Source organism: Streptomyces sp. JLSY215, assembly GCF_059682825.1.
The window spans coordinates 3,192,878-3,212,990 of record NZ_CM185022.1 but is presented as its reverse complement, the minus strand read 5'-3'; the positions used below and the strand labels follow the sequence as shown (position 1 = coordinate 3,212,990).

The 20,113-nt window shown below is 71.2% G+C and carries 18 protein-coding genes and 1 riboswitch; of the genes, 11 read left to right on the top strand and 7 right to left on the bottom strand.

The features are described 5' to 3' along the window. Window positions 1–58: 58 nt before the first annotated feature. The gene (bcp, locus tag AC5677_RS14305) at window positions 59–526 is read right to left on the bottom strand and encodes a thioredoxin-dependent thiol peroxidase (RefSeq protein WP_497195425.1); all 468 of its coding nucleotides are present in this window, start codon (window positions 524–526) and stop codon (window positions 59–61) included. 165 nt (window positions 527–691) lie between these two features. Here bcp and AC5677_RS14300 point away from each other — a divergent pair, with 165 nt between their 5' ends. From AC5677_RS14300 to AC5677_RS14290, 3 genes are all read left to right on the top strand, one after another. Then, on the top strand, window positions 692–1,012 hold the full coding sequence (locus AC5677_RS14300) for a DUF3618 domain-containing protein (RefSeq protein ID WP_497196617.1): 321 nt from the start codon (window positions 692–694) through the stop codon (window positions 1,010–1,012). Between the two features lie 135 nt (window positions 1,013–1,147). Then, the gene (locus tag AC5677_RS14295; RefSeq protein ID WP_362703681.1) at window positions 1,148–1,450 is read left to right on the top strand and encodes a GroES family chaperonin; all 303 of its coding nucleotides are present in this window, start codon (window positions 1,148–1,150) and stop codon (window positions 1,448–1,450) included. Between the two features lie 119 nt (window positions 1,451–1,569). Then, window positions 1,570–1,634, top strand: a riboswitch (guanidine-III (ykkC-III) riboswitch). Window positions 1,635–1,674: 40 nt separating this feature from the next. Continuing rightward, window positions 1,675–1,995, top strand: a complete 321-nt coding sequence (locus AC5677_RS14290; RefSeq protein ID WP_497195424.1) for a DMT family transporter — start codon at window positions 1,675–1,677, stop codon at window positions 1,993–1,995. A 19-nt stretch (window positions 1,996–2,014) separates the two neighbouring features. Here AC5677_RS14290 and AC5677_RS14285 read toward each other — a convergent pair whose 3' ends face one another. Further along, the gene (locus AC5677_RS14285) at window positions 2,015–4,285 is read right to left on the bottom strand and encodes a transglycosylase domain-containing protein (protein WP_497195423.1); all 2,271 of its coding nucleotides are present in this window, start codon (window positions 4,283–4,285) and stop codon (window positions 2,015–2,017) included. 337 nt (window positions 4,286–4,622) lie between these two features. Between AC5677_RS14285 and AC5677_RS14280 the strand changes: the two genes are divergently transcribed. From AC5677_RS14280 to AC5677_RS14265, 4 genes are all read left to right on the top strand, one after another. Continuing rightward, window positions 4,623–5,420 (top strand): ABC transporter permease, encoded by a 798-nt coding sequence (locus AC5677_RS14280; RefSeq protein WP_497195422.1) that lies wholly within the window; start codon window positions 4,623–4,625, stop codon window positions 5,418–5,420. Window positions 5,421–5,496: 76 nt separating this feature from the next. Next, the gene (locus AC5677_RS14275) at window positions 5,497–6,261 is read left to right on the top strand and encodes an ABC transporter permease (RefSeq protein WP_497196616.1); all 765 of its coding nucleotides are present in this window, start codon (window positions 5,497–5,499) and stop codon (window positions 6,259–6,261) included. A 9-nt stretch (window positions 6,262–6,270) separates the two neighbouring features. Next, the gene (locus AC5677_RS14270) at window positions 6,271–7,284 is read left to right on the top strand and encodes an ABC transporter ATP-binding protein (protein WP_497195421.1); all 1,014 of its coding nucleotides are present in this window, start codon (window positions 6,271–6,273) and stop codon (window positions 7,282–7,284) included. Between the two features lie 9 nt (window positions 7,285–7,293). After that, entirely contained in the window at window positions 7,294–7,971 is a 678-nt protein-coding gene (locus tag AC5677_RS14265) for a DUF1707 SHOCT-like domain-containing protein (protein WP_497195420.1), read from the top strand. A gap of 11 nt (window positions 7,972–7,982) precedes the next feature. On the opposite strand, the gene AC5677_RS14260 is transcribed toward AC5677_RS14265, so the two are convergent. Continuing rightward, window positions 7,983–9,299, bottom strand: coding sequence for an SGNH/GDSL hydrolase family protein (locus tag AC5677_RS14260; RefSeq protein WP_497195419.1), 1,317 nt, complete (start codon window positions 9,297–9,299; stop codon window positions 7,983–7,985). A 331-nt stretch (window positions 9,300–9,630) separates the two neighbouring features. Here AC5677_RS14260 and AC5677_RS14255 point away from each other — a divergent pair, with 331 nt between their 5' ends. From AC5677_RS14255 to AC5677_RS14245, 3 genes are all read left to right on the top strand, one after another. Further along, the gene (locus tag AC5677_RS14255; RefSeq protein WP_497196615.1) at window positions 9,631–10,932 is read left to right on the top strand and encodes a DUF445 domain-containing protein; all 1,302 of its coding nucleotides are present in this window, start codon (window positions 9,631–9,633) and stop codon (window positions 10,930–10,932) included. 544 nt (window positions 10,933–11,476) lie between these two features. Beyond that, window positions 11,477–11,677, top strand: coding sequence for a DUF3311 domain-containing protein (locus AC5677_RS14250; protein ID WP_497196614.1), 201 nt, complete (start codon window positions 11,477–11,479; stop codon window positions 11,675–11,677). Continuing rightward, window positions 11,674–13,176, top strand: a complete 1,503-nt coding sequence (locus tag AC5677_RS14245; RefSeq protein ID WP_497195418.1) for a sodium:solute symporter family protein — start codon at window positions 11,674–11,676, stop codon at window positions 13,174–13,176. Before AC5677_RS14250 ends, AC5677_RS14245 begins: the two co-directional genes overlap by 4 nt. On the opposite strand, the gene AC5677_RS14240 is transcribed toward AC5677_RS14245, so the two are convergent. From AC5677_RS14240 to AC5677_RS14230, 3 genes are all read right to left on the bottom strand, one after another. Next, a complete protein-coding gene (locus AC5677_RS14240; protein WP_497195417.1) occupies window positions 13,154–14,125 on the bottom strand; it encodes an SCO0930 family lipoprotein in 972 nt (323 codons plus the stop codon). The two genes, AC5677_RS14245 and AC5677_RS14240, sit on opposite strands and share 23 nt — an antisense overlap. A 138-nt stretch (window positions 14,126–14,263) precedes the next feature. Beyond that, window positions 14,264–15,802: an NADH-ubiquinone oxidoreductase-F iron-sulfur binding region domain-containing protein gene (locus AC5677_RS14235; RefSeq protein ID WP_497195416.1), complete on the bottom strand. Its 1,539-nt coding sequence runs from the start codon at window positions 15,800–15,802 to the stop codon at window positions 14,264–14,266. A gap of 48 nt (window positions 15,803–15,850) precedes the next feature. After that, a complete protein-coding gene (locus tag AC5677_RS14230; RefSeq protein ID WP_497195415.1) occupies window positions 15,851–16,666 on the bottom strand; it encodes a hypothetical protein in 816 nt (271 codons plus the stop codon). Window positions 16,667–17,276: 610 nt separating this feature from the next. Between AC5677_RS14230 and AC5677_RS14225 the strand changes: the two genes are divergently transcribed. After that, complete coding sequence (locus AC5677_RS14225) at window positions 17,277–18,077, top strand: PucR family transcriptional regulator (protein ID WP_497195414.1); 801 nt, start codon at window positions 17,277–17,279, stop codon at window positions 18,075–18,077. 485 nt (window positions 18,078–18,562) lie between these two features. Here the strand turns inward: AC5677_RS14225 and AC5677_RS14220 are convergent, their stop codons facing one another. Next, a complete protein-coding gene (locus AC5677_RS14220; protein WP_497195413.1) occupies window positions 18,563–20,083 on the bottom strand; it encodes a DUF1996 domain-containing protein in 1,521 nt (506 codons plus the stop codon). Between the last annotated feature and the right edge of the window lie 30 nt (window positions 20,084–20,113).

Below are 20,113 nucleotides of genomic sequence, written 5' to 3'. Positions count from 1 at the left end.
GGTGTCGGCGGTGCCGGGCGGGGTGCCCGGACCGGGCCGGCGGGTGGAGCCGGGGAGGTTACAGCCCCAGGTCCTTGATGATCTTGGCGACGTGGCCGGTGGCCTTGACGTTGTAGAGGGCCCGCTCGACCTTGCCGTCCTCGTCGAGGATGACGGTGGAGCGGATGACGCCCGTGACGACCTTGCCGTAGAGCTTCTTCTCGCCGAAGGCGCCGTAGGCCTCCAGGACCTTCTTGTCGGGGTCGCCGAGCAGCGTGACCTTGAGGTCTTCCTTCTCGCGGAACTTGGCGAGCTTCTCCGGCTTGTCGGGGGAGATGCCGATGACGTCGTAGCCGTGGCCGGCGAGGAAGTCGAGGTTGTCGGTGAAGTCGCAGGCCTGCTTGGTGCAGCCGGGGGTCAGGGCTGCGGGGTAAAAGTAGACGATGACTTTGCGGCCCTTGCGGTCGGCGAGCGAGACCTGCTTGCCGTCGGCGTCGGGCAGGGTGAAGGCGGGGGCGGTGTCGCCGGGCTGCAGTCGCTCGCTCATGGTTCTCCTCGGGCTGGTTCGGATGCCCCCGACATTAGCCAGCTGGGCCGGGCGATGGGTGCGGGGGCGCCTCGGCTGCGCGAAACGGGGGTGCTGTGGGGCGGGTACGGGTGTGAGCTGACAGACTGTCCATCACGGATGGCGCGAGACGACGGAGGCAGCGCGGTGGCGGAGGCCAGGACCCCGGCGCAGATCGAGGCGGACATCGTCCGCAGGCGGCAGGAGCTCGCCGTGACGCTCGATGAGATCGGTGTGCGGCTGCACCCGAAGACGATCATCGGCGATGCCAAGGCGGCGACCGCGGCGGCGGTGGACCGTACGGCGGGGCGGGCGTATGTGGCCGCGCACCGCGCGGTGTCGGATGTGCGGGCCCAGCTGGTGTCGGAGGACGGGGCGCCGCGGCTGGAGCGGATCGTTCCGGTGGCCCTGATCGGCGTCGCGGTGGTGGGTCTGCTGGCGCTGGGCGCCAGGCGGCGCCGCGGCTGATGTGTTTTCACTGACCGCAACCGATCTCGGCCCCCGCCCTGGCCCACCACGACGCGGGGTGCCGCGCGGGGCATGTACGGTCATGCCGTGAGCCCGAATAACACCAAGGACACCCACGACAAGCTGCCGATCCGGATGCTGCACGACCGTGTGCTGGTCCGGACGGACATCCCCGAGGGCGAGCGGCGCTCGACCGGGGGCATCGTCATTCCGGCGACCGCGGCGGTCGGCCGCCGCCTGGCCTGGGCCGAGGTGGTCGCGGTCGGGCAGAACGTGCGGACCGTCGAGGTGGGGGACCGGGTGCTGTACGACCCGGAGGACCGCGCCGAGGTCGAGGTGCGCGGCGTGGCGTACGTGCTGATGCGGGAGCGCGATCTGCATGCGGTGGCCGCGGAGCGGCTGGAGGGCGCGGACGATTCGACGGGCCTGTACCTGTAGGCGATCGGGCCGTAGCCGTAAGCGAGCGGCCGGTGCCCGTGGCTGACGGGCCGGTGCCCGTGGCCTTCTCCTGTAGTCCCTGGCGGGCGGTGACCGAGGTCACCGCCCGTTCCGTCTGTCGCTTGCTAGCCTCGTAAGCACCCGACGAGACGCGCCGTACCGGGTCACGACAAGACGACGCACCCCTGTTGAAGCTGTTGCAGCGTGTTCACGGAGGTGCCGTCATGGCATGGGTCCTGCTTGTCGTCGCCGGTCTGCTGGAGGTCGGCTGGTCGATCGGGATGAAGTTCACCGAGGGTTTCACCCGGCTGTGGCCGAGTGTGTTCACCGGCGCGGGCATCGTCGTCAGCATGCTGCTGCTCTCGTACGCGGCCCGGACGCTGCCGATCGGTACGGCGTACGGCGTCTGGGTCGGTATCGGTGCGGCCGGTGCGGCGGTGGTGGGGATGCTGGTGCTCGGGGAGCCGATGACCGCGGCCCGGATCTTCTTCATCGCTCTGCTGCTGGTGGCGGTGGTGGGGCTCAAGGCGACGTCGGGTCACTGAGCGGGCCGCGGCCCGGCGGTCATGGCCCGGCCGCGAGGCCTTCCCACAGGGCCCGCCGCCCCGTGTACGCCTCCGCGCCCTCCCCGCCCTCCGGGCCCACGGTCGGCCAGTCCTCCGTGGGCTCGGTGGTGGGCGGCTCGGTCGGGAAGGTGGGGGTGGGCGGTTCGACGGTCGGCGCGGTGGGGACGCCGGTGGTCGGGAGGCCGGAGGAGGTGCCGGGCGCGGTCGGTTCGCTGCTGGTGGGCGGGGCGGATTCGCCGGGCGGTGCGGGGGGCGTGGTCGTCGGCGCGGGGGGCGGGGAACCGGCGCCCTCTTCCAGCTGGAGGTCGAACTCGCTGATGGGCTGCCCTTCGAGGGCGGCGGCGGTGTAGTCGGCCCAGATCTCTGCGGGGAAGCCGCCGCCGTTGATGCGGGGCAGGCCCGCCGCGCCGTAGAGCGGCTCCTGGACGGCGCTCTCCGGGTTCTGGCCCAACACGGAGACCACGGTGGCGAGTTCGGGGGTGTAGCCGGCGAACCAGGCGGCCTTGTCCTTCTCCGCGGTGCCGGTCTTGCCGGCCGCTGGGCGGCCGGCGGCCTGCGCGGCGGTGCCGGTGCCGCCGTCGACGACGCTCTGCAGGATCGAGGTGGTGGTGTCGGCGGCGCCGCGGTCGATGGCCTGGCGCTCGGGGCGTGCGGGCAGCGGGAGCTCCTCGCCGCTCTTGGCGACCTTGTCGACGAGGGTGTACGGGCGCTGCGTGCCGTGGTGGGCGAAGCCCGCGTAGACCTGCGCCATCTCCAGGGCGCTGGGGGTGGCGGTGCCCAGCGAGATGGCGCCCTGGGACGAGGCGAGGCTGGGGGTGTCGGCGGGGATGCCCAGGGCCTCGGCGGTCTTCCTGACCTTGGCGGGGCCGACGTCGATGCCCATCTGGGCGTAGACGGCGTTGACGGACTTGTCGGTGGCTTCGGTGACGGTGATCGGGCCGTAGGAGCGGTCGTCCTCGTTGGCCGGGGCGAAGCCGGTGGGGGAGCCGTTGCTGAGGGTCATGCGTTTGTTGGTGCCGTCGTAGAGGGTGTCGGGGGTGATGGGGACGCCGTCCTGGGTGGTGGAGCGGTTCTGTACGGCGGAGGCGAAGACGATCGGCTTGAAGGTGGAGCCGACCTGGTAGTCGCGGCGGGTGGCGCTGTTGACGTACTGCTTGGCGTAGTCGATGCCGCCGTACATGGCGACGACCCGGCCGGTGGCGGGGTCGATGGAGGCGCCGCCGGCCCGGACGTAGGTGTCGACCTTGCGGGAGCGGTCGAGATTGTCCATCAGGCGGTTGTCGACGGCGTCGACGAAGGCGTTCTGGCGTTTCTTGGAGAGGGTGGTGGTGATGCGGTAGCCGCCGGCCCGCAGGGTGGCCTCGTCGAGGATTTTGTTTCCGATCAGGTAGTCCTTGACCGCTTCGACGAGATAGCCGCGCTGGCCGGAGAGGCCGGCGGAGGCCTTGACGGGGCCCGGTTCGGGGAATTTCATGGCGTCGCGCTCGGCGCGGCTCAGCCACTTCTTCTTGACCATGCCGTCCAGGACGTAGTTCCAGCGTGCCAGGGCCCGTTGCCTGTTCTCGGGGTGGGCGGTGATGTCGTAGGCGCTGGGGGCGTTGAGGAGGGTGGCGAGATAGGCGCCCTCGGCGGTGGTGAGCCGTTCGGAGTTCTTGCCGTAGTAGGCCTGGGCGGCGGCCTGGATGCCGTAGGCGTTGCGGCCGTAGTAGCTGGAGTTGAGGTAGCCCTCCAGGATTTCGGCCTTGGTCTCCTCACGGTCGAGCTTGATGGCGATGAAGAATTCCTTGGCCTTGCGGGTGAGGGTCTGTTCCTGGCCGAGGTAGTAGTTCTTGACGTACTGCTGGGTGATGGTCGAACCGGACTGCTTGCCCTTGCCGGTGACGGTGTTCCAGGCGGCGCGGACCATGGCGGCGGGGTCGACGGCGGACTCGGAGTAGAAGTCGCGGTCCTCGGCGGCCAGTACGGCCTGCTGGGTGGATCTGGGGATCTGGCTGAGCCTGACGTTCTCGCGGTTGATGTCGCCGTCGCGGGCCAGGAACGTGCCGTCGGAGTAGAGATAGACGCTGCTCTGGGCCTGGGCGGCGCTGTTGGCCGGGGGGATGTCCACGAGGAGATATCCGGCGACGAGGCCGCCCACGATCACCAGCAGGAACAGCAGCACGGAGCCCAGCGCCATCCGCCAGGTGGGGACGGCGCGGCGCCAGCCGGTGCGCCGGGGGCGTGAGGTGGAGTCCCGGGCGGGCGTCCTGTCCTCCGGATCGTCACTCATGTCTGTATGGACTCCTCGGCGGCCGCCGAAGGTTGTGCTGCGGCGGATCGGTATGACGTCGGGGAATCGCGCGCGATGCCCAGAAAGGTGCGCTCGCCCGATAAGGAACTGAAAGCCCTGTTGGAGAACTGTCGCATCATGTGTCCCGGTCGCGTGGGGTGGCGCGCACCGTTGACCGCTCCGTGACCGGCCGGATGGCGTCCCGGACTCACCCGAACCGGTGATAAAGCGTTGGTGCGGTCCGCGTCTGCCCAACTAGGCTCCGATGCTTTGCCGCGCGCTGACAAGAGGCACGGCACGAGGGTGTACGAGGGACAACCCCAGGGGGCGCGCGGAGGTGTGGTACACGGCCGTGGCGGCCGGCGGCTTCCGCCGGTACGCCACCTATCGGGTCGCGACGGTGGCGGGCGTCTTCACCAACACCGTCTTCGGTTTCATCGTCGCCTACACCTACCTCGCCCTGTGGACCGAGCGCCCGCATCTGGGCGGCTACGACCAGGCGCAGGCGCTGACGTTCGTCTGGACCGCGCAGGCCCTGCTGGCGGCGTCGGCGCTGCTGCTGGGCGGCGGACTGGACGAGCTCCAGGCCCGGATCCGCAGCGGCGACATCGCGGTCGACCTCTACCGCCCCGCCGACCTCCAGCTGTGGTGGCTGTCCGCGGATCTGGGACGGGCCGCGTTCCAGCTGATCGGGCGCGGGGTGGTGCCGATGGCGGTGGGCGCCGTCTTCTTTCCGCTGGCGCTGCCCCACGAGGCGCTGACCTGGCTGACGTTCCTGCTCTCGGTGCTGCTCGGGCTGCTGGTCAGCTTCGCGCTGCGCTATCTCGTCTCCCTGGCGTCCTTCTGGCTGCTCGACGGCGCGGGCCTGGCCCTGATCAGCGGTCTGGCGTGCATGTTCTTCTCGGGGATGGTGCTGCCGCTGCGGGCCTTTCCCGGTGCCTTCGCCGAGGTGGCGCAGCTGCTGCCGTGGGCGGCGATCCTCCAGGTGCCGGTCGATGTGCTGATCGGCGCGCGGACCGGCGGATCGCTGCTGCAGGGGCTGGTGTTCCAGGCGGCGTGGGGCGTGGCGCTGCTGGCGCTGGGGCGGCTGGTGCAGCGGGCCGCCACGCGCAAGGTGGTGGTGCAGGGTGGCTAGCGGGGCCGTCGGGGAACGCACCGGACGGGCGGCGGCATGGGCGTACGGCCTGCGCGCGTACGCCCTGATCGTCGGGATGTGGATCCGCTCCACCCTCGCCTACCGCACCTCGTTCGTGCTGATGGCCGTCGGCAACTTCGCCGCCAGCGGCCTCGACTTCCTCGCCATCATGCTGATGTTCGCCCAGATCGACGCCCTGGGCGGCTTCTCGCTGCCCGAAGTCGCCTTCCTCTACGGCACCTCCTGTCTCTCGCTGGGCCTGGCGGACATGGCGCTCGGCAGCATGGACCGGCTCGGGGCGCGGGTGCGCGACGGCACCATGGACATCCTGCTGCTGCGTCCCGTGCCGGTCTTCGCGCAGGTCGCCGCCGACCGTTTCGCGCTGCGCCGGCTGGGCCGGATCGCGCAGTCACTGCTGGTGCTGGGCTGGTCTCTGAGTCGGCTGGAGGTGGACTGGACGGCGGGCCGGGTGCTGCTGGTGCCGGTGATGGCGGTGTGCGGTGCGGTCATCTTCGCGGCGGTGTTCACGGCCGGCGCGGCCTTCCAGTTCTGGGCGCAGGACGCGGCCGAGGTGCAGAACTCCTTCACCTACGGCGGCAGCACGATGCTCCAGTACCCGCCCACCGTCTTCGCCAAGGACCTGGTGCGCGGGGTCACCTTCATCGTCCCGCTGGCCTTTGTGAACTGGCTGCCCGCGCTGCGCCTGCTGGGCCGTCCCGACCCGCTGGGGCTGCCGGGCTGGGTGGATTTCCTGGGGCCCGCGGTGGCCGCGCTGATGGCCGCGGGCGCGGGGCTGGCGTGGCGCTGCGGGCTGCGTGCGTACCGGAGTACGGGGAGCTGAGGAGGCGTGATGGAGGACGGGGCGACGGAGCCGCTCATCGAGGTGGACGGCGTCGAGAAGGTCTTCTCGGTACGGCGCAGGGCGGGCCGGCTGCGGAGGGTACGGCACGAGGTACGGGCCGTGGACGGCATCACCTTCCAGGTGCCGCGCGGCGAAATGGTGGGCTACATCGGGCCGAACGGCGCCGGCAAGTCCACCACCATCAAGATGCTGACGGGCATTCTGACCCCCAGCGGCGGCCGGCTGCGGGTCGCCGGCATCGACCCCGCGCGCGAACGGACCCGGCTGGCCCGCCGGATCGGGGTGGTCTTCGGCCAGCGCACCACCTTGTGGTGGGACCTGCCGCTGAAGGACTCCTACGAACTGGTCCGCCGCATGTACCGGGTCCCCGGGCCGGTCTACCGCGCCAACTTCGCCCGCTGCGTCGAACTTCTCGACCTGGGCCCCCTGCTGGACGTCCCGGTACGCCAGCTGTCGCTCGGCCAGCGGATGCGCGGCGACATCGCGGCGGCGCTGCTGCACGACCCCGAGGTGCTCTATCTGGACGAGCCGACCATCGGCCTCGACGTCATCAGCAAGGCGAAGGTCCGGCAGTTCCTGCGCGAGATCAACGCCGAGCGGGGCACCACCGTGCTGCTGACCACCCATGACCTGACCGACATCGAGCAGCTGTGCCGCCGGGTGATGGTCATCGACCACGGGCATCTGGTGTACGACGGCGGGCTGGCGGGGCTGCGGGCGGCCGGGGACGGCGAGCGGACGCTGGTGGTGGATCTGGAGCGGGAACTGCCGCCGATCGAGGGCGTGCCCGGGGCCCGTACGGTCAAGGTGGACGGGCCGCGGCAGTGGCTGGCGTTCCCGGCGGCGCAGAGCGCGGCGCCGCTGGTCGCGGCCATCGCCGCACGCTGTCCGCTGGTGGATCTGTCGGTGCGGGAGCCGGACATCGAGGAAGTGATCGCGAAGCTGTACGCGGGCGGCGGCGGGCGCGCCGATCGCGCCGTCACGGCCGCGGACACGCCGTAATCTGTCCATATGACAGACAGACTCCCCGAGTTGCGCGCCGCCGACAGCGACCGCGAGCGGGTCGCCGAGATCCTCCGGGACGCCCTCGCCGAGGGGCGGCTCGACATGCCGGAGTTCGAGGAGCGGCTGGATGCCGCGTACAAGGCGCGTACGTATGGGGAGTTGGCGCCGCTGACCGCCGATCTGCCGGTGACGCCGCAGGGTTCGGCGACCGCGCGGCCCGCCGCGGCGCAGGTGCCGGCCGGCTGGGCGCAGCGGATCGGCGGCACGGTCACCTCGCGGCGCGCGTTCGCGATGTGGAGCGGGTTCCGGCGCAAGGGGCGGTGGACCGTGCCGCGGCGGTTCACGGCGATCACCTTCCAGGGCGGCGGCAAGATCGATCTGCGCGAGGCGGACTTCGAGGCGCCGGAGATCACCATCCGCTGCATAGCCGTGCAGGGCGGCATCGAGGTCGTGGTGCCGCCCGGCGTCCAGGTACGCGTCAAGGGCTTCGCCCTGATGGGCGGCTTCGACCGTAAGGAGGACGGCACCGGCGACCCGGGCGCCCCGGTGGTGAACGTCACCGGGTTCGCCTTCCAGGGAGCTGTGGACACCCAGCGCAAGGTCACCAAGGCCGAGCGGCAGCGGCTCGAGGAGGGCGAGCGGCGCGCGACGCCGGAGAAGCAGCCGCGCAAGGAGCTGGGCTGACGGTCCCGGCCTCAGAGCTGGGCCGGCGCCGACCGCTTGAGGTGGTCCAGGTTCAGCGCATTGGCCATCGCCCGGTATCCCTCGTCGCTCGGGTGCAGATGATCGCCGGAGTCGTAGACGGGCCGCAGCCGCACCGGCGACGCCGGGTCGCGCAGCGTCTTGTCCCAGTCCACGACCTCGTCGTAGACCGAACCGGACCGGATGATGCGGTTGACCTGTTCGCGTACCTGGTTCATCCGCGTGGAGTAGCCGCGGTGCCCGCCGAACGGCGTCAGGGTCGAGCCGGTCACCCGCAGACCGCGGGCGTGCGCCTCGCGCACCAGTGACCGCATGCCCGCGACGATCTTCTGCGGGTCCCACTGCCGCGGCGACTTGAACAGGTCGTTCAGCCCTATCTCGACCACGACCGCCTTCACGCCGGTCCGCGAGAGCGCATCGCGGTCCAGGCGGGACAGCACGCTGGGTCCGTTGTTGGGGGAGAAGCGGCTGCCGTTGACCAGCAGGCGGTTGCCGCTGATGCCCTGGTTGATGATGCCGTAGCGGGGCGCACCGCGCTCGTAGCGCAGCCGCTCGGCCAGGAAGTCCGTCCAGCGGTGGTTGGCGCCCGCCGTTGAGGTGATGCCGTCGGTGATCGAGTCGCCGATGGCCACGATCGTCCCCTCGGCCTCGGTGCTCCATACGTCCACGCCGGTCAGATAGCGCCAGTACGGGCTCTGCTCCGTATAGGCGGCACCGGTGGCGTCCTCGGCCCGGTCGCCGCGCGCAAGGTAGGAGGTCTGGCGGGCGTAGGGGTGGTACGTGGCCGGGCCCGAGGGGGACGGGGAGTAGGTGGTGACCAGGAGGTCCGCATTGTCGGGGACCGTGAGCCGTGCGGGGTCGCTGGTGACCGCGCCGCCCGCCGGGATGGTGACGGCGGGCTTGCCGGCGAACGTCAGCCGCCGCATGGTGCCGGCCGCGGCCGTCGGGTTGCTGGGGGCGCCGGCCACCGCCAGTGAGGCATGGCTGACGACCAGGGGCCGGGTGCCGTAGAGGTTGGAGAGCTGGATGCGGGCGCCGGAGCCGCCGACGCTGGTGTGCACGACGTTGCGTATGGACATCCCGGCGTAGCCGTCCAGGGTGCCGGGCTCCGCGGCCGCGGCCGCCGCCGACCAGCTGCCGACCCACTGCCCCGAGACCGCAGGGGCCGCCGGATCGCGCGGCTTGCGCCCGTCGCCGCCCAGGCCGCCGTGCCCGCCCCGTCCGCCGAAGCCGACGAATATGGCGGTCGAGACCAGCACCACCACTGCCGCCAGACCGGCGAGCAGGGCGTAACCCACACTTTTGTTCATGCGGGGGGTGTCTCCTGTGGAAGGCGGAGCGCGGCGCTCCGGGCGGGCAAAGGGCAGCGAGTGACCAGCGGCACCGTTGCGGTCCGATCGTTTCTTCATGATCCCACGGACCTCCCGGACGCCGCCCGGCGCCCTGTCGATGCCCCCTCATGACGTGGACGCAGGGAACTCGTGGTTCGTTCCGGGAGTAGGTCACAGTTGGACATACAGGCCGGAGATCCGGACCGGGCACCCGGTCCGGGCGGACGGGCGTACGGATGGGGGCGGGGGCACGGTGGGAACGGTGGAGCGGATGGCACACTCAAAGGCGGATACGGTGCAGGCGGACCCGATGACGGGCGCGGCGCCGGCCGGCCGGGTCGCACCCCTGGGCGGCTTCGGCAGCAGCGCCGCCGACGAGGAGAAGCGGCGCGGCGTACGGCGGATGAAGACGCTGGCCACCGGCCTGCTGCTGACCGTGGCGCTGGTCTACGTCCTGGCGAAATGGGCTCAGTCCTCCGGGGCGGGTGGCTGGGCCGGCTTCGTCGCCGCGGCGGCCGAGGCCGGCATGGTCGGTGCGCTGGCCGACTGGTTCGCGGTCACTGCGCTGTTCAAGCGTCCGATGGGCCTGCCGATCCCGCACACCGCCATCATTCCTACCAAAAAGGATCAGCTGGGTCAGAGTCTGGGTGATTTCGTCGGTGAGAACTTTCTCTCCAGCGACGTCGTCCGCCGCCGGCTGCGCTCCGTCGGCATCGGCAGCCGGCTCGGCGGCTGGCTCGGCGAACCCAAGAACGCCGACCGGGTCACCGCCGAGCTGTCCACCGCGCTGCGCGGCGCGCTGACCGTGCTGCGCGACTCCGACGTCCAGGCCGTCGTCGGCGAGGCCATCACCCGCCGGGCGGACGCCCAGGAGATCGCGCCCGGCATCGGCACCATGCTCGAGAAGATCGTCGCGGAGGGCGGCCACACCCGGGTGGTGGACCTGGTGTGCGTCCGCGCCCACGACTGGCTGGTCGAGCACGGCGACTCCGTCATGGAGGCGGTCTCCGGCGGCGCCCCCGGCTGGACCCCCCGCTTCGTCGACCGCAAGGTGGGCGACCGCGTCTACAAGGAACTGCTCCGTTTCGTCACGGAGATGCGCGATATGCCCGGACATCCCGCCCGCGGCGCCGTCGACCGCTTCCTGGCCGACTTCGCGGCCGATCTGCAGTCCGACCCGGAGACCCGCGCCAAGGTGGAACGCCTCAAGTCCGAGGTGCTGGGCCGCGGCGAGGTGCAGGACCTGATCGCCTCGGCCTGGGGTTCGGTACGCGCCATGATCGTGGCCGCCGCCGAGGACGAACGCAGCCAGCTGCGGCTGCGGGTACGCGCCTCCCTGCTCTCCCTGGGCCGCCGGATGGCCACCGACGAGCGCCTACGGGGCAAGGTGGACGGCTGGCTGGAGGGCGCGGCCGTCTATGTGGTGACGACGTATCAGGGCGAGATCACCTCCCTGATCACCGACACCATCGCCGGCTGGGACGCGGAGCACACCTCGAAGAAGATCGAGGCGCACATCGGCCGTGACCTGCAGTTCATTCGCATCAACGGCACGGTGGTCGGTGCGTTGGCGGGGCTGTGCATTTATGCGGTGACGCAGGCGCTTGGCTAAGCCCCACGTTTTCGGCTTTCCCGCCGCTCCGCTGCGCTTTGCCTGGGCCGACGTTTTCGGCTTGCCCGCCGCTCCGCTGCGCTTTGCCTGGGCCGACGTTTTCGGCTTGCCCGCCGCTCCGCTGCGCTTTGCCTGGGCCGACGTTTTCGGCTTGCCCGCCGCGGGGGTTCTTCGCCGTTGCGCCTGCGGCGGGCTGTGGTCGCTGCGCGGGGCTGTTCGGCTGCGGGACCGGGCCTCCGGACTCCGTCCTGCGGCCCGGCCCCTCCCCGTTGGGGAGGGGAGAAGACGGTGGGGGTGTGCGTCGGCGGTCAGGTGCGGCCTGTGGATCCCGTCACAGTGAGCCGACGTGAAAGGCCCGCCCCCACCGGCCTTTCCCACCCACCCACGGGAGGGGCCACCCCGCAGGACGAAGTCCGGAGGGGTGGCACCGCACCCGACAAACCCACGCCCGCCGCGCAGGCGCAACGGCGACAAACCCCCATGGCGGGACAGCCGAAAACGTACGGCCAAAGCCAAGCGCAGCGTAGTGTCGGGCGACGTGCGAATTCAGAAAAGACGCCCGGCATTGCTATGGCTATTGCTGCCCTACGTGCTGTTCCTCGTGGTGCTGCCGCTGGTGAACCGGGTGACGCCGACCGTGGCCGGGCTGCCGTTCCTGTTCTTCTGGATGCTGCTGGCGACGCTCGCCACTCCGCTCGCGGTGTGGCTGGCGCGGCGCGGTGACCGTGAGCGGGGACGGTCATGAACGCCACCGTCGCCACCGCCGTGTTCGGCGGTTTCATGGCGCTGACCGTGGCGCTGGGGCTGCTCGCGGTGCGGGGCCGCGGCTCCGGTGGGGGGCTCACGGAGTGGTCCGTCGGCGGCCGCAGCCTGGGCACGGCCTTCATCTGGGTGCTGATGGCCGGCGAGAGCTACACCAGCTTCAGCTACCTCGGCGCGGCCGGCTGGGGCTACAACTTCGGTGCCCCGGTCCTCTATGTCGTGGCCTATATGTCCTGCGGCTATGCGCTCGGCTACGTCGTCGGCCCGATGCTGTGGGCCTACGCCCGCCGGCACGGCCTGGTGGGCATCACCGACATCGTCGCCCACCGCTACCGGCGGCCCTGGCTCGGCGCCGCCGTCGCCGTTCTCGCCACCGTCTGTCTGCTGCCGTACATCCAGCTCCAGATCACCGGCATGGGCGTGGTCGTCTCCACCATCTCCTACGGTGCCATCAGCCTCAACTGGGCCTATTTCCTGGCGTTCGCGGTCAGTACCGGCTTCGTCGTGGTCAGCGGACTGCGCGGCAGCGCCTGGGTGTCCGTGCTGAAGGACATCCTGGTCATCGGGACTCTGGGCTTCCTCGCGATCTACGTCCCGGTGCACTACTTCGACGGCTACGGCCCGCTCCTGCACCGCCTCGTCGCCGAGAAGCCGCAGTGGCTGACCTTCCCCGGACACGAGTCCGGCGGCCTCGGCCAGGTCTGGTTCACCACCACCACGGTCATCAACTCCCTCACGGTGGTGATCTTCCCGACGACCGTCGCCGGCTACCTCGGCGCCCGCAACGCCGAAGCGCTGCGCCGCAACGCCATGTACCTCCCCTTCTACAACGTGCTGTTGTTCGTACCGATGCTGCTCGGACTCGCGGCGCTGTTCGTGGTGCCGGGGCTGGCCGGCGCGGACTCCAACCTCGCGCTGTTCAAGATGGTCGTGGACTCCCTCCCGGCCTGGGCCGTGGGGCTGATCGGGGCCGCCGCCGCGCTCTCCTCCATCGTGCCGATGGCCGTGTTCATGCTGGTCATCGGCACGATGTGGGGGAGGAGCGTACTGGGCGCGCTACCGCGGCTGGCGGGCCGGCAGAAGCTGTCGTCCCAGCTGGTCGTGGTGGCCGCCGGAACGCTCGCGCTGCTGCTGACCTACACCGCCCCCAACACCCTCGTCCGGCTGTCCCTGATTTCGTACGAGGGCATGGCGCAGCTCGTGCCGATGCTGCTGCTGGGGCTGGTGTGGCGGCGGCTGACGGTGCACGCCGCGGTGAGCGGCCTGGTGGTGGGCTTCACGCTGGTGTGTGCGCTGGTGTTCACCGGGCACGACCCGCTGTGGGGGATGAATGCGGGGATCATCGGGCTCGCCGTGAATACGGCGGTGGCGCTGGCGGTCGCCTGGCTGGGGCCGCGGGACGAGCGGGCGGACGCCGAAGTACCGGCGCCGGACGACGCGTTCCCCAGGGAGGAAGCGGTCAGCCGGCCGGAGCCGTCGTGATCTTCTTGCCGTTCTCGGAGACCGCGAACCACAGGCCCATCTTGCCCTGGCCGTTGATGTCGCCGGGCTGCTTGTCGCCGGTGAACCAGTAGACCGGCCAGCAGTCGACGGCCAGCTGGCGGGTGCCGTCGGGGCGGGTGACGGTGGAGATCAGCTTGGGGGCGATGCCGTTCAGCTTGGAGCGGTCGGCGGGCTTGGCGGGCTTCCAGGTCTCCAGGCAGGCGTCGTTGCAGCCGAACTTCATCGGCCAGGCGCTGTCCTTGTTGAAGCGGTAGAGGGTCATGCCCTTGCCGTTGACGAGGATCTTCCCGAGCGCGGGCTGGTTGAGGACCGAGACATCGCCGGTCTGCTGGGCGGCGGCCTTCGTGCCGTCGGCGGCCAGCGCGTTCCAGGTGCCGCCGACGCCCTGGCCCTTGGTGTCGCCGGCCTTGGTGTCCTTGGCGTAGCGGTAGGCGGGCCAGCCGCCGATGGTGAGCTGCTTGGTGCCGTCGGCGCGGGTGACCGAGCCGAGCGCGTTCTTGTCGATCCCGGCGGGCGCCTCGGCGCCGTCGGCGGGGACCGGCGGCCAGGTGGTGGCGCAGGAGCCGGAGCAGTTGGACTTGGGCGGCTTCGCGGTGTCGTTATCGAAGCGGTAGAGGGTCATGCCCTTGGAGTCGGTGACGACGGGGCCGAGTTCGGCGGCCTCGCGCAGCGCGAGCTTGCCCGCGCTCGGCCACTCCTTCGCCGCCTTGCCGTCGTCCCCGCCCGCCTGCCCGCCGTAGCCGTCGTCGCCCTGGCCGGAGCCGCTGGAGCCGTAGCCGTAGTCGGTGGTGCCCTGGCCCGCGGGCTGGACGGTATCGGTGGTGGGGGTGCCGGCGCCCTGGTTGTTGCTGCTGCCGCAGGCGGCGGTGAGGGCCAGGGTGGCGAGCGCGGTGGCGGCAAGTCCGGCACGACGTCGGGTGATGGTCATGGTCTCTCCTCTGTCGGTGGTGGCTTGGCTCGGTTGAAGGGGAAGCGGCTGTTGTGTGGGGGGATACGCGGCGGTGGGGGCGCCGCGTTCAGCGGCCGGGAAAATTGCTCCCGGCTGACAAAAACGGAACGGGCGCGGTCAGTTGCCGTCCTGGACGCGCAGCGCCAGCGCCGGGCAGCGCCGTACCGCCAGCTGCGCCCGGCGCCGCATCCGGGCCGGCATCGGCATGCTGGCCTGCTGCGGATAGCCGTCCGGGCCGAGCTTGACGATGCCGGGTACGACATCGGCGCACAGGCCGTGGCCGCGGCACAGCGTCCAGTCGACCAGCAGCCGTTCCTGCGGCGGTGCCGGTGACCGCGACGGGACGGGTGTGGTGGCGGGCAGCGGCTGGTGCCCGGTGACCGGCAGCGCCCCGGTCACCGGGCGGCCGCACCCGAACCCCCGCGCATGGCGCTCGAACTCCTCGGGGAAGGCGGCGAGGGCCGAGGCCACGAAGCGCGCGGTGCCGTCCGGGTGGCTGCAGGCGCCGCGTTTCTCCACGGCGCGCATCCGGGCCTGCACGGCTTCCAGGGCGGCGTCCCCGCCGCCCCGCACGGCGCGGTCGAGCTGGTCGGCGAGCGCGGGCAGGCCCAGGACGCACGGCCCGCACTGCCCCGCCGATTCGGCGGCCATCCAGCGCGCGACCCGTACGGTCTCGCCCGCCGGGCAGGTGTCGTGCGGCAGCGGCAGCACGGCCCCGGCGCCCAGCACCGCGTCATGGGCGGCCAGCGCATCCCGAGACAGGGTCGCGGTCGCCGCGTCGGCCGGGGAGATGAACGTGCCGTGGTAGCCGCCGATCAGCACGCCCTGCCCCTGGTCCAGCCCGCACAGCGCGAGGACCCGGGCGAGCGGGACGCCGTAGGGGGCCTCCACGACCCGGTTGCCGGCGACGGTGAGCATCAGCGTCCCGGGCTCGGCGGGCAGGCCGGTGGTGCGGTAGCCGAGCGCGCCGAGCCGGGCGGCGACCGCGAGCTGGGCGTAGGTCTCGGTGTTGGACAGCAGGGTCGGCAGGCCGTTGAGGCCGCGTTCGCTGGAGCGGATCTTGCGGCCCGACGGCAGGCCGGGCCCGCCGCCCAGTCCGTTCGTCATGGCGGACCCCTCGCCGGTGACGAACCGCTCCGTCAGCAGGGTGACCCGTAACGCCGGGCGCACCGGGCCGCGTTCGTCGATGGCGCGCTGCACCGAATCGGCCACGTCCGCCCGGGTCACCCCGATCGCGACCTCCTGTGCGCCGAGCGCCTCGGCGGCGAGCAGGGCGCCGTCCAGCACCAGATGCGGTACGTGCAGCAGCAGCGCGGTGTCCTTGAGGCAACTGGGCTCGCCCTCGCTGCCGTTGACGACCACCGCGGCCCTGCCGTCGGAGCGTCGCATCCCGTCCAGGACGGCGGTCAGCTTGCGGGCGAAGGGGAAGCCGGCGCCGCCGCGGCCGCGCAGATCGGTGTCCTCGGCCAGCGCCACCAGCTCCTGCGAGGTGAGGGTGGGCAGTCCGCCGTGCCGGGAAAGGTGTGCCACCCGGTCCAGGCGCGGCGCCTCGTCGAGCCCGGCCAGCAGCCGCGGCGGCCCCAAGGAGGCCAGCGTCGGCAGGGGTTCGGGCGTGGGGACGACGGGCAGCGGGCGGGTGGGGGCGGGGGCGGTCATGGGGTTCTCCTGAGTTTCCTGCTCTTGGTGCCTGTGTGTCCCGGGCGGTCAGCCGCGGCGTGCGGCGCGCAGCCGCAGGGCGAGCCGTACGGCCACCGCGGCCAGGCACAGGGCGTATCCGGCGGTCGCCCAGCCGGCGGCCTGACGGCCGGACTTGAGGCCGTGGACCAGGGCCAGCGCCCAGGCGGCGTAGGCGCTCATGTGCAGCGCCCGCCACCAGCGGGAGCCGGCGATGCCGGTGAACGCGCCGCGCACCGCGCCCGTCACCGCGACCGCGATGAAGACATACGCGGCGAGGGTGCCCAGGCCGATGAGGAAGGGCCGGGCGCCGTCGGTGAAGGGCACCGCGGCGGACAGTGCGCCGGTGTGGCCCTCGGCGATCTTCACCCAGATGTGCAGGCCGAGAAAGCCGAGGCCGGCGATGCCGGTGCCGCGGTGCACGGCCTGGGCGAGCAGCCGGTGGCCCGAGTGCAGCACCATCCGGTCGGTGGCGGCCAGTCCCCACAGCACCGTGACGGACAGCGAGACCAGGGCGAGCACCCCGGCGCCGAAGTCCAGGAACCGCACCGCGGTGTCCATCGCACCGGAGTGCACGGTGACGGCGAGGAAGAGCAGCAGCGCGGCCGGAAGTGCGGGGCGCAGTACGGCCGTTGTGGCGGCGGTGGTGGCGAAGTTGCCGCCGGCCGCGGCGCCGCGCCGCCGCGGCGGCGCGGGTTCTCCGGGCGGCCGCCGGGGGCGGGGTGGAGCCGGCGAGGAACGCGGACGGCGCGCATGACGGCTCGTAAGTCCGTCTGGGATCTGCTGACTTGATCCGCTCCGGCGACTTGACCGGCTCTGCCGGCTCTGCAGACGAGGCGCGGGCATCGGACCTCCCGGTGGCGAGGCAGGGTTGCGGGCGCAAATGTTGACGAAATCTCCTGACGGCGGTATTGCGCGGGCATTTGCGCCGTGGCTTTTGTTCCGGTGACCCCCGGTAACACTTTTACGTAACCCCCGGTAACACTGAACATTCAGTGATCGGGTGAATACACAGGGCCGTAATCCGGATGTGCAAAAGCATCTCCGAACGGCGTTGGGCTTTCGTAAGCTTTATCGTGCTGTGACAAATTCCGGCACCGGCATCGCGGTCGCGCGCGCAGAGTCCCGATGATGCCGACTCAGGCGTACGGGGGAGTTCAGCGCCTGCCCCAGCCGCATCCCCGCCAGGATCGAGGTAGCGATGTGTGATCTCCTCAACCACATCTGGTCACGCCCCCAGGGCGAGTGGACCCACGTGGTGAGAAGGGAAATCCCGGACTTTGCGGAGAAGGTCGTCGCGGAGCTGCAGCGAGGATTTCCCGCAATGGCGGCACTTCTCGGTAATACGCCCGTAGAAGACGCACAATGGGCACTTGAACAGGCCCTGCTGACATGTCTCGGGTACCAAAAAGAGTCGCGAAGTAAACCTCCGGCCGTATCGTCGGTGGTCACACCGATGCCTGTCGCAAAGGCCCGGCAGGACCTGTTCGACGTCCTCGCCGGGCGACGAGAGGTACCGGAAGGGGGCCTGGACGACCTTGCCCGCGCGGCCGGTTGGCCGGTTCCGGACACCGTCCAGGCCGTCGTCCTCGCGACGCCGGCCGAGGCGCCCCAGCTGGCCGCCGCCCTGGGCCATGCGCTCATCGGCACCGTGGCGGGCGACACCTGCCTCTTCGTCCCCGACCCGGCCACCCAGACCCGGGCCCGCCTCGAGGCGGCACTCAAGGGCCGGGCCGCATCCGTCGGGCACGTCGTACCGGCCACCGAGGCCGCGTCGTCGCTGCGTTGGGCCCGCTATCTGCTGACCCTGGCCCCGAGCCGGGTCGGCCCCGAGTCGCGGGCGGCCTTCGTCGACGACCACCTGTCCGCGCTGCTCCTCCTCCAGGACGAGTCCCTCGCCGACGCCCTGACCTCCCGTTGGCTCGGCCCGCTGGAGGAACTCACACCGCGTCAGAGCGAACGCCTGGAAGTGACGTTGCTGGCCTGGCTGGAGGGGGGCGGCGCGCCCGAAGCCGCCAAACTCCTCCATGTGCACCCGCAGACGGTCCGCTACCGCCTGCGCCAGATCGAGAAGCTCTTCGGCCCGGTCCTCCGCGACCCCCGCTCCCGCTTCGAGCTGGAAATGGCGCTCCGCAGCCGCCGCCTGATGGCCCATGTCCGCAGCTACCGCGCCCGCGTCGGCCGCCGCGCCCGTACCGTGGCCTCAGCCATCCGACCATTGGGAATGGCGAGGGAGGCCCGGGTGAACGGCCTTTGACGGGCGGCGGGTAATCGGTTCCACGGCTGGTACGGCCGGCGTAACCGATACGGGCGGCCCAACCGGCGCAGGCGAGACGGCCCGCGCATCCGGCGCAAGCGAGACGGCCCGCGCATCCGGCACAACCGGCACGGTCAGCGCAACCGGCACGGTCGGCACAACCGACACAGCCGGCGCAGGCGATACGGCCCGCACCACCTGAGCGGCTCGCACCACCTCAGCGGCCCCCACAACCTGAGCGGCCCCCACGACCTGAGCGGCTCGCACCACCTCAGCGGCCCCCACGACCTGAGCGGCCCGCACCACCGACAAGCCAACGGCGGCCCCGAGCCCGGGAATACCGGCTCGGGGCCGCCGCGTTGTGGCCCAGCAGGGGGCCCGCGCAGCCCCTACGGGATCTGTTCCCCTCTCCCGTAGGGGCTGCGGAGCGTACGGTCAGCGGTTCAGCGGTTCAGCGGTTCAGCGCCTCACGCGTCCGTCCGGCCTCACGTGCACTTCTGCCCCCGGTTGATGCAGTCGACGGCCTTGTTCATCAGGTCGTCCGGCATCACATTGATGAAGTCGCCGTGGTCGGTCACCGGCTTGTGCAGCTGCTCGGGGAAGCTGTCCACCGCGAAGCTGTTGCCCTGCGGCACGTCGTAGGTGAGGCGTTCCACCAGCTGGGGTATGGCCGTGAAGCCTTGCGGGCAGTTGCCGTTGCGGTCCGAGAAGGTCACGTGGGTGCGATGGTTGGCGCTGTCGGTGCTACGGCCGTCCCAGCAGTTCTGGAAGGCGAAGGTACGGACCACCTGCGAACCCTGGGGGCAGAGCGGGTACTTGTCCTTCAGCTGCCGGTCCTCGAAACCGGTGCAGCTCCAGGAGGCGTTGGCGTTGGCCGTCCCGTTGGTGAAGGCCTTGGCGTCGCCGGTGATGATGCGCAGGAAGCGCGGCATCGCCCGGACCTGGCCGGCCTGGCTGCCGCGGTAGGTGAGGGTGACGGTGGCCGGGGTCAGCACCGAGCCGACGTTGGCGTCCTGTGCGGCGCCCGGCTTCTGCTCCGCCTGGCCGTCGAGCTTGCGCAGCACCGGCCAGTAGTAGGTGGACAGATCACCGTTGTTGCAGGTGGTGTCGGAGGCCGCGAGGGACTCGTCGGTGGAGGAGCCGTCGGTGGATTTGTTCCCGACGTAGTCGTGGGTGTGGTGGGCGCCGTTGCTGACGCCCGGGGTGACGATGACGTTGTCGGGGTTGAAATGGCCGTCCTCATTGCGGCCGCATTCGGTGGTGAACGTACCGGTCGTCGCGTTGCCCCCGTTGGGGGCGGCGAACGGCGGGGCGTCCGCGTTCGGCTGGACGTTGTTGATGTCGACGAAGTCGTCGGGGGAGGGGCCGCCGGGCTGGCCCTGCTGCTGCCCCTGGCCCTGCTGCTGGCCCTGGTCCTGGCCCTGCTGGCCTTGGTTCTGGCCCTGCTGGCTTTGGTCCTGGCCCTGTTGCGGCTGCTGGCCCTGCTGCGGACTCTGCCCCTGGTACCAGCCGTTCGCGGTGGATTTCGTGGAGTCGAAACCGCCGGCGCCCGCACCCTCGTCGACCGGCTTGGTGGTGCAGCCGCTCATCTTCATCAGGTAGTCCGGTCGTTGTGCCCTCTTGTCGATCGCGCTGACCATCGTGCCGATGGTGTGCCACCGCTGCCGCTTGAGCGTGACGAGGACGGTGTTGTCGCCGCCCGCCATCCACTTGTGGTACGCGTCGTGGACCTGGCGGTCGAGGGTGGCCAGGCCCCTGGAGACCTGGAGCTGGGCGCTGTGCGGTACCTGCCGCAGCTTCTCGCCGACGTCGGGACACGAGATGGTCGTGGCCACGACGGTGTGCTGATGGCCGGCGGCCGAGTCGGGCTCGGCGTTGCCGGCCAGCGCCGTGGTGGCGACCGCCGCCAGCCCGCCGCCGCCCAGCAGGAGCGCGGCGGCCCCCACCATCATTCTGGTCGTCAGGCGTGAGCGTTTGTGGCCCTGTTGGCCTTGACGTTGCTTCATGAGATCACTTCGCTTCGTCCGGTGTGAGGG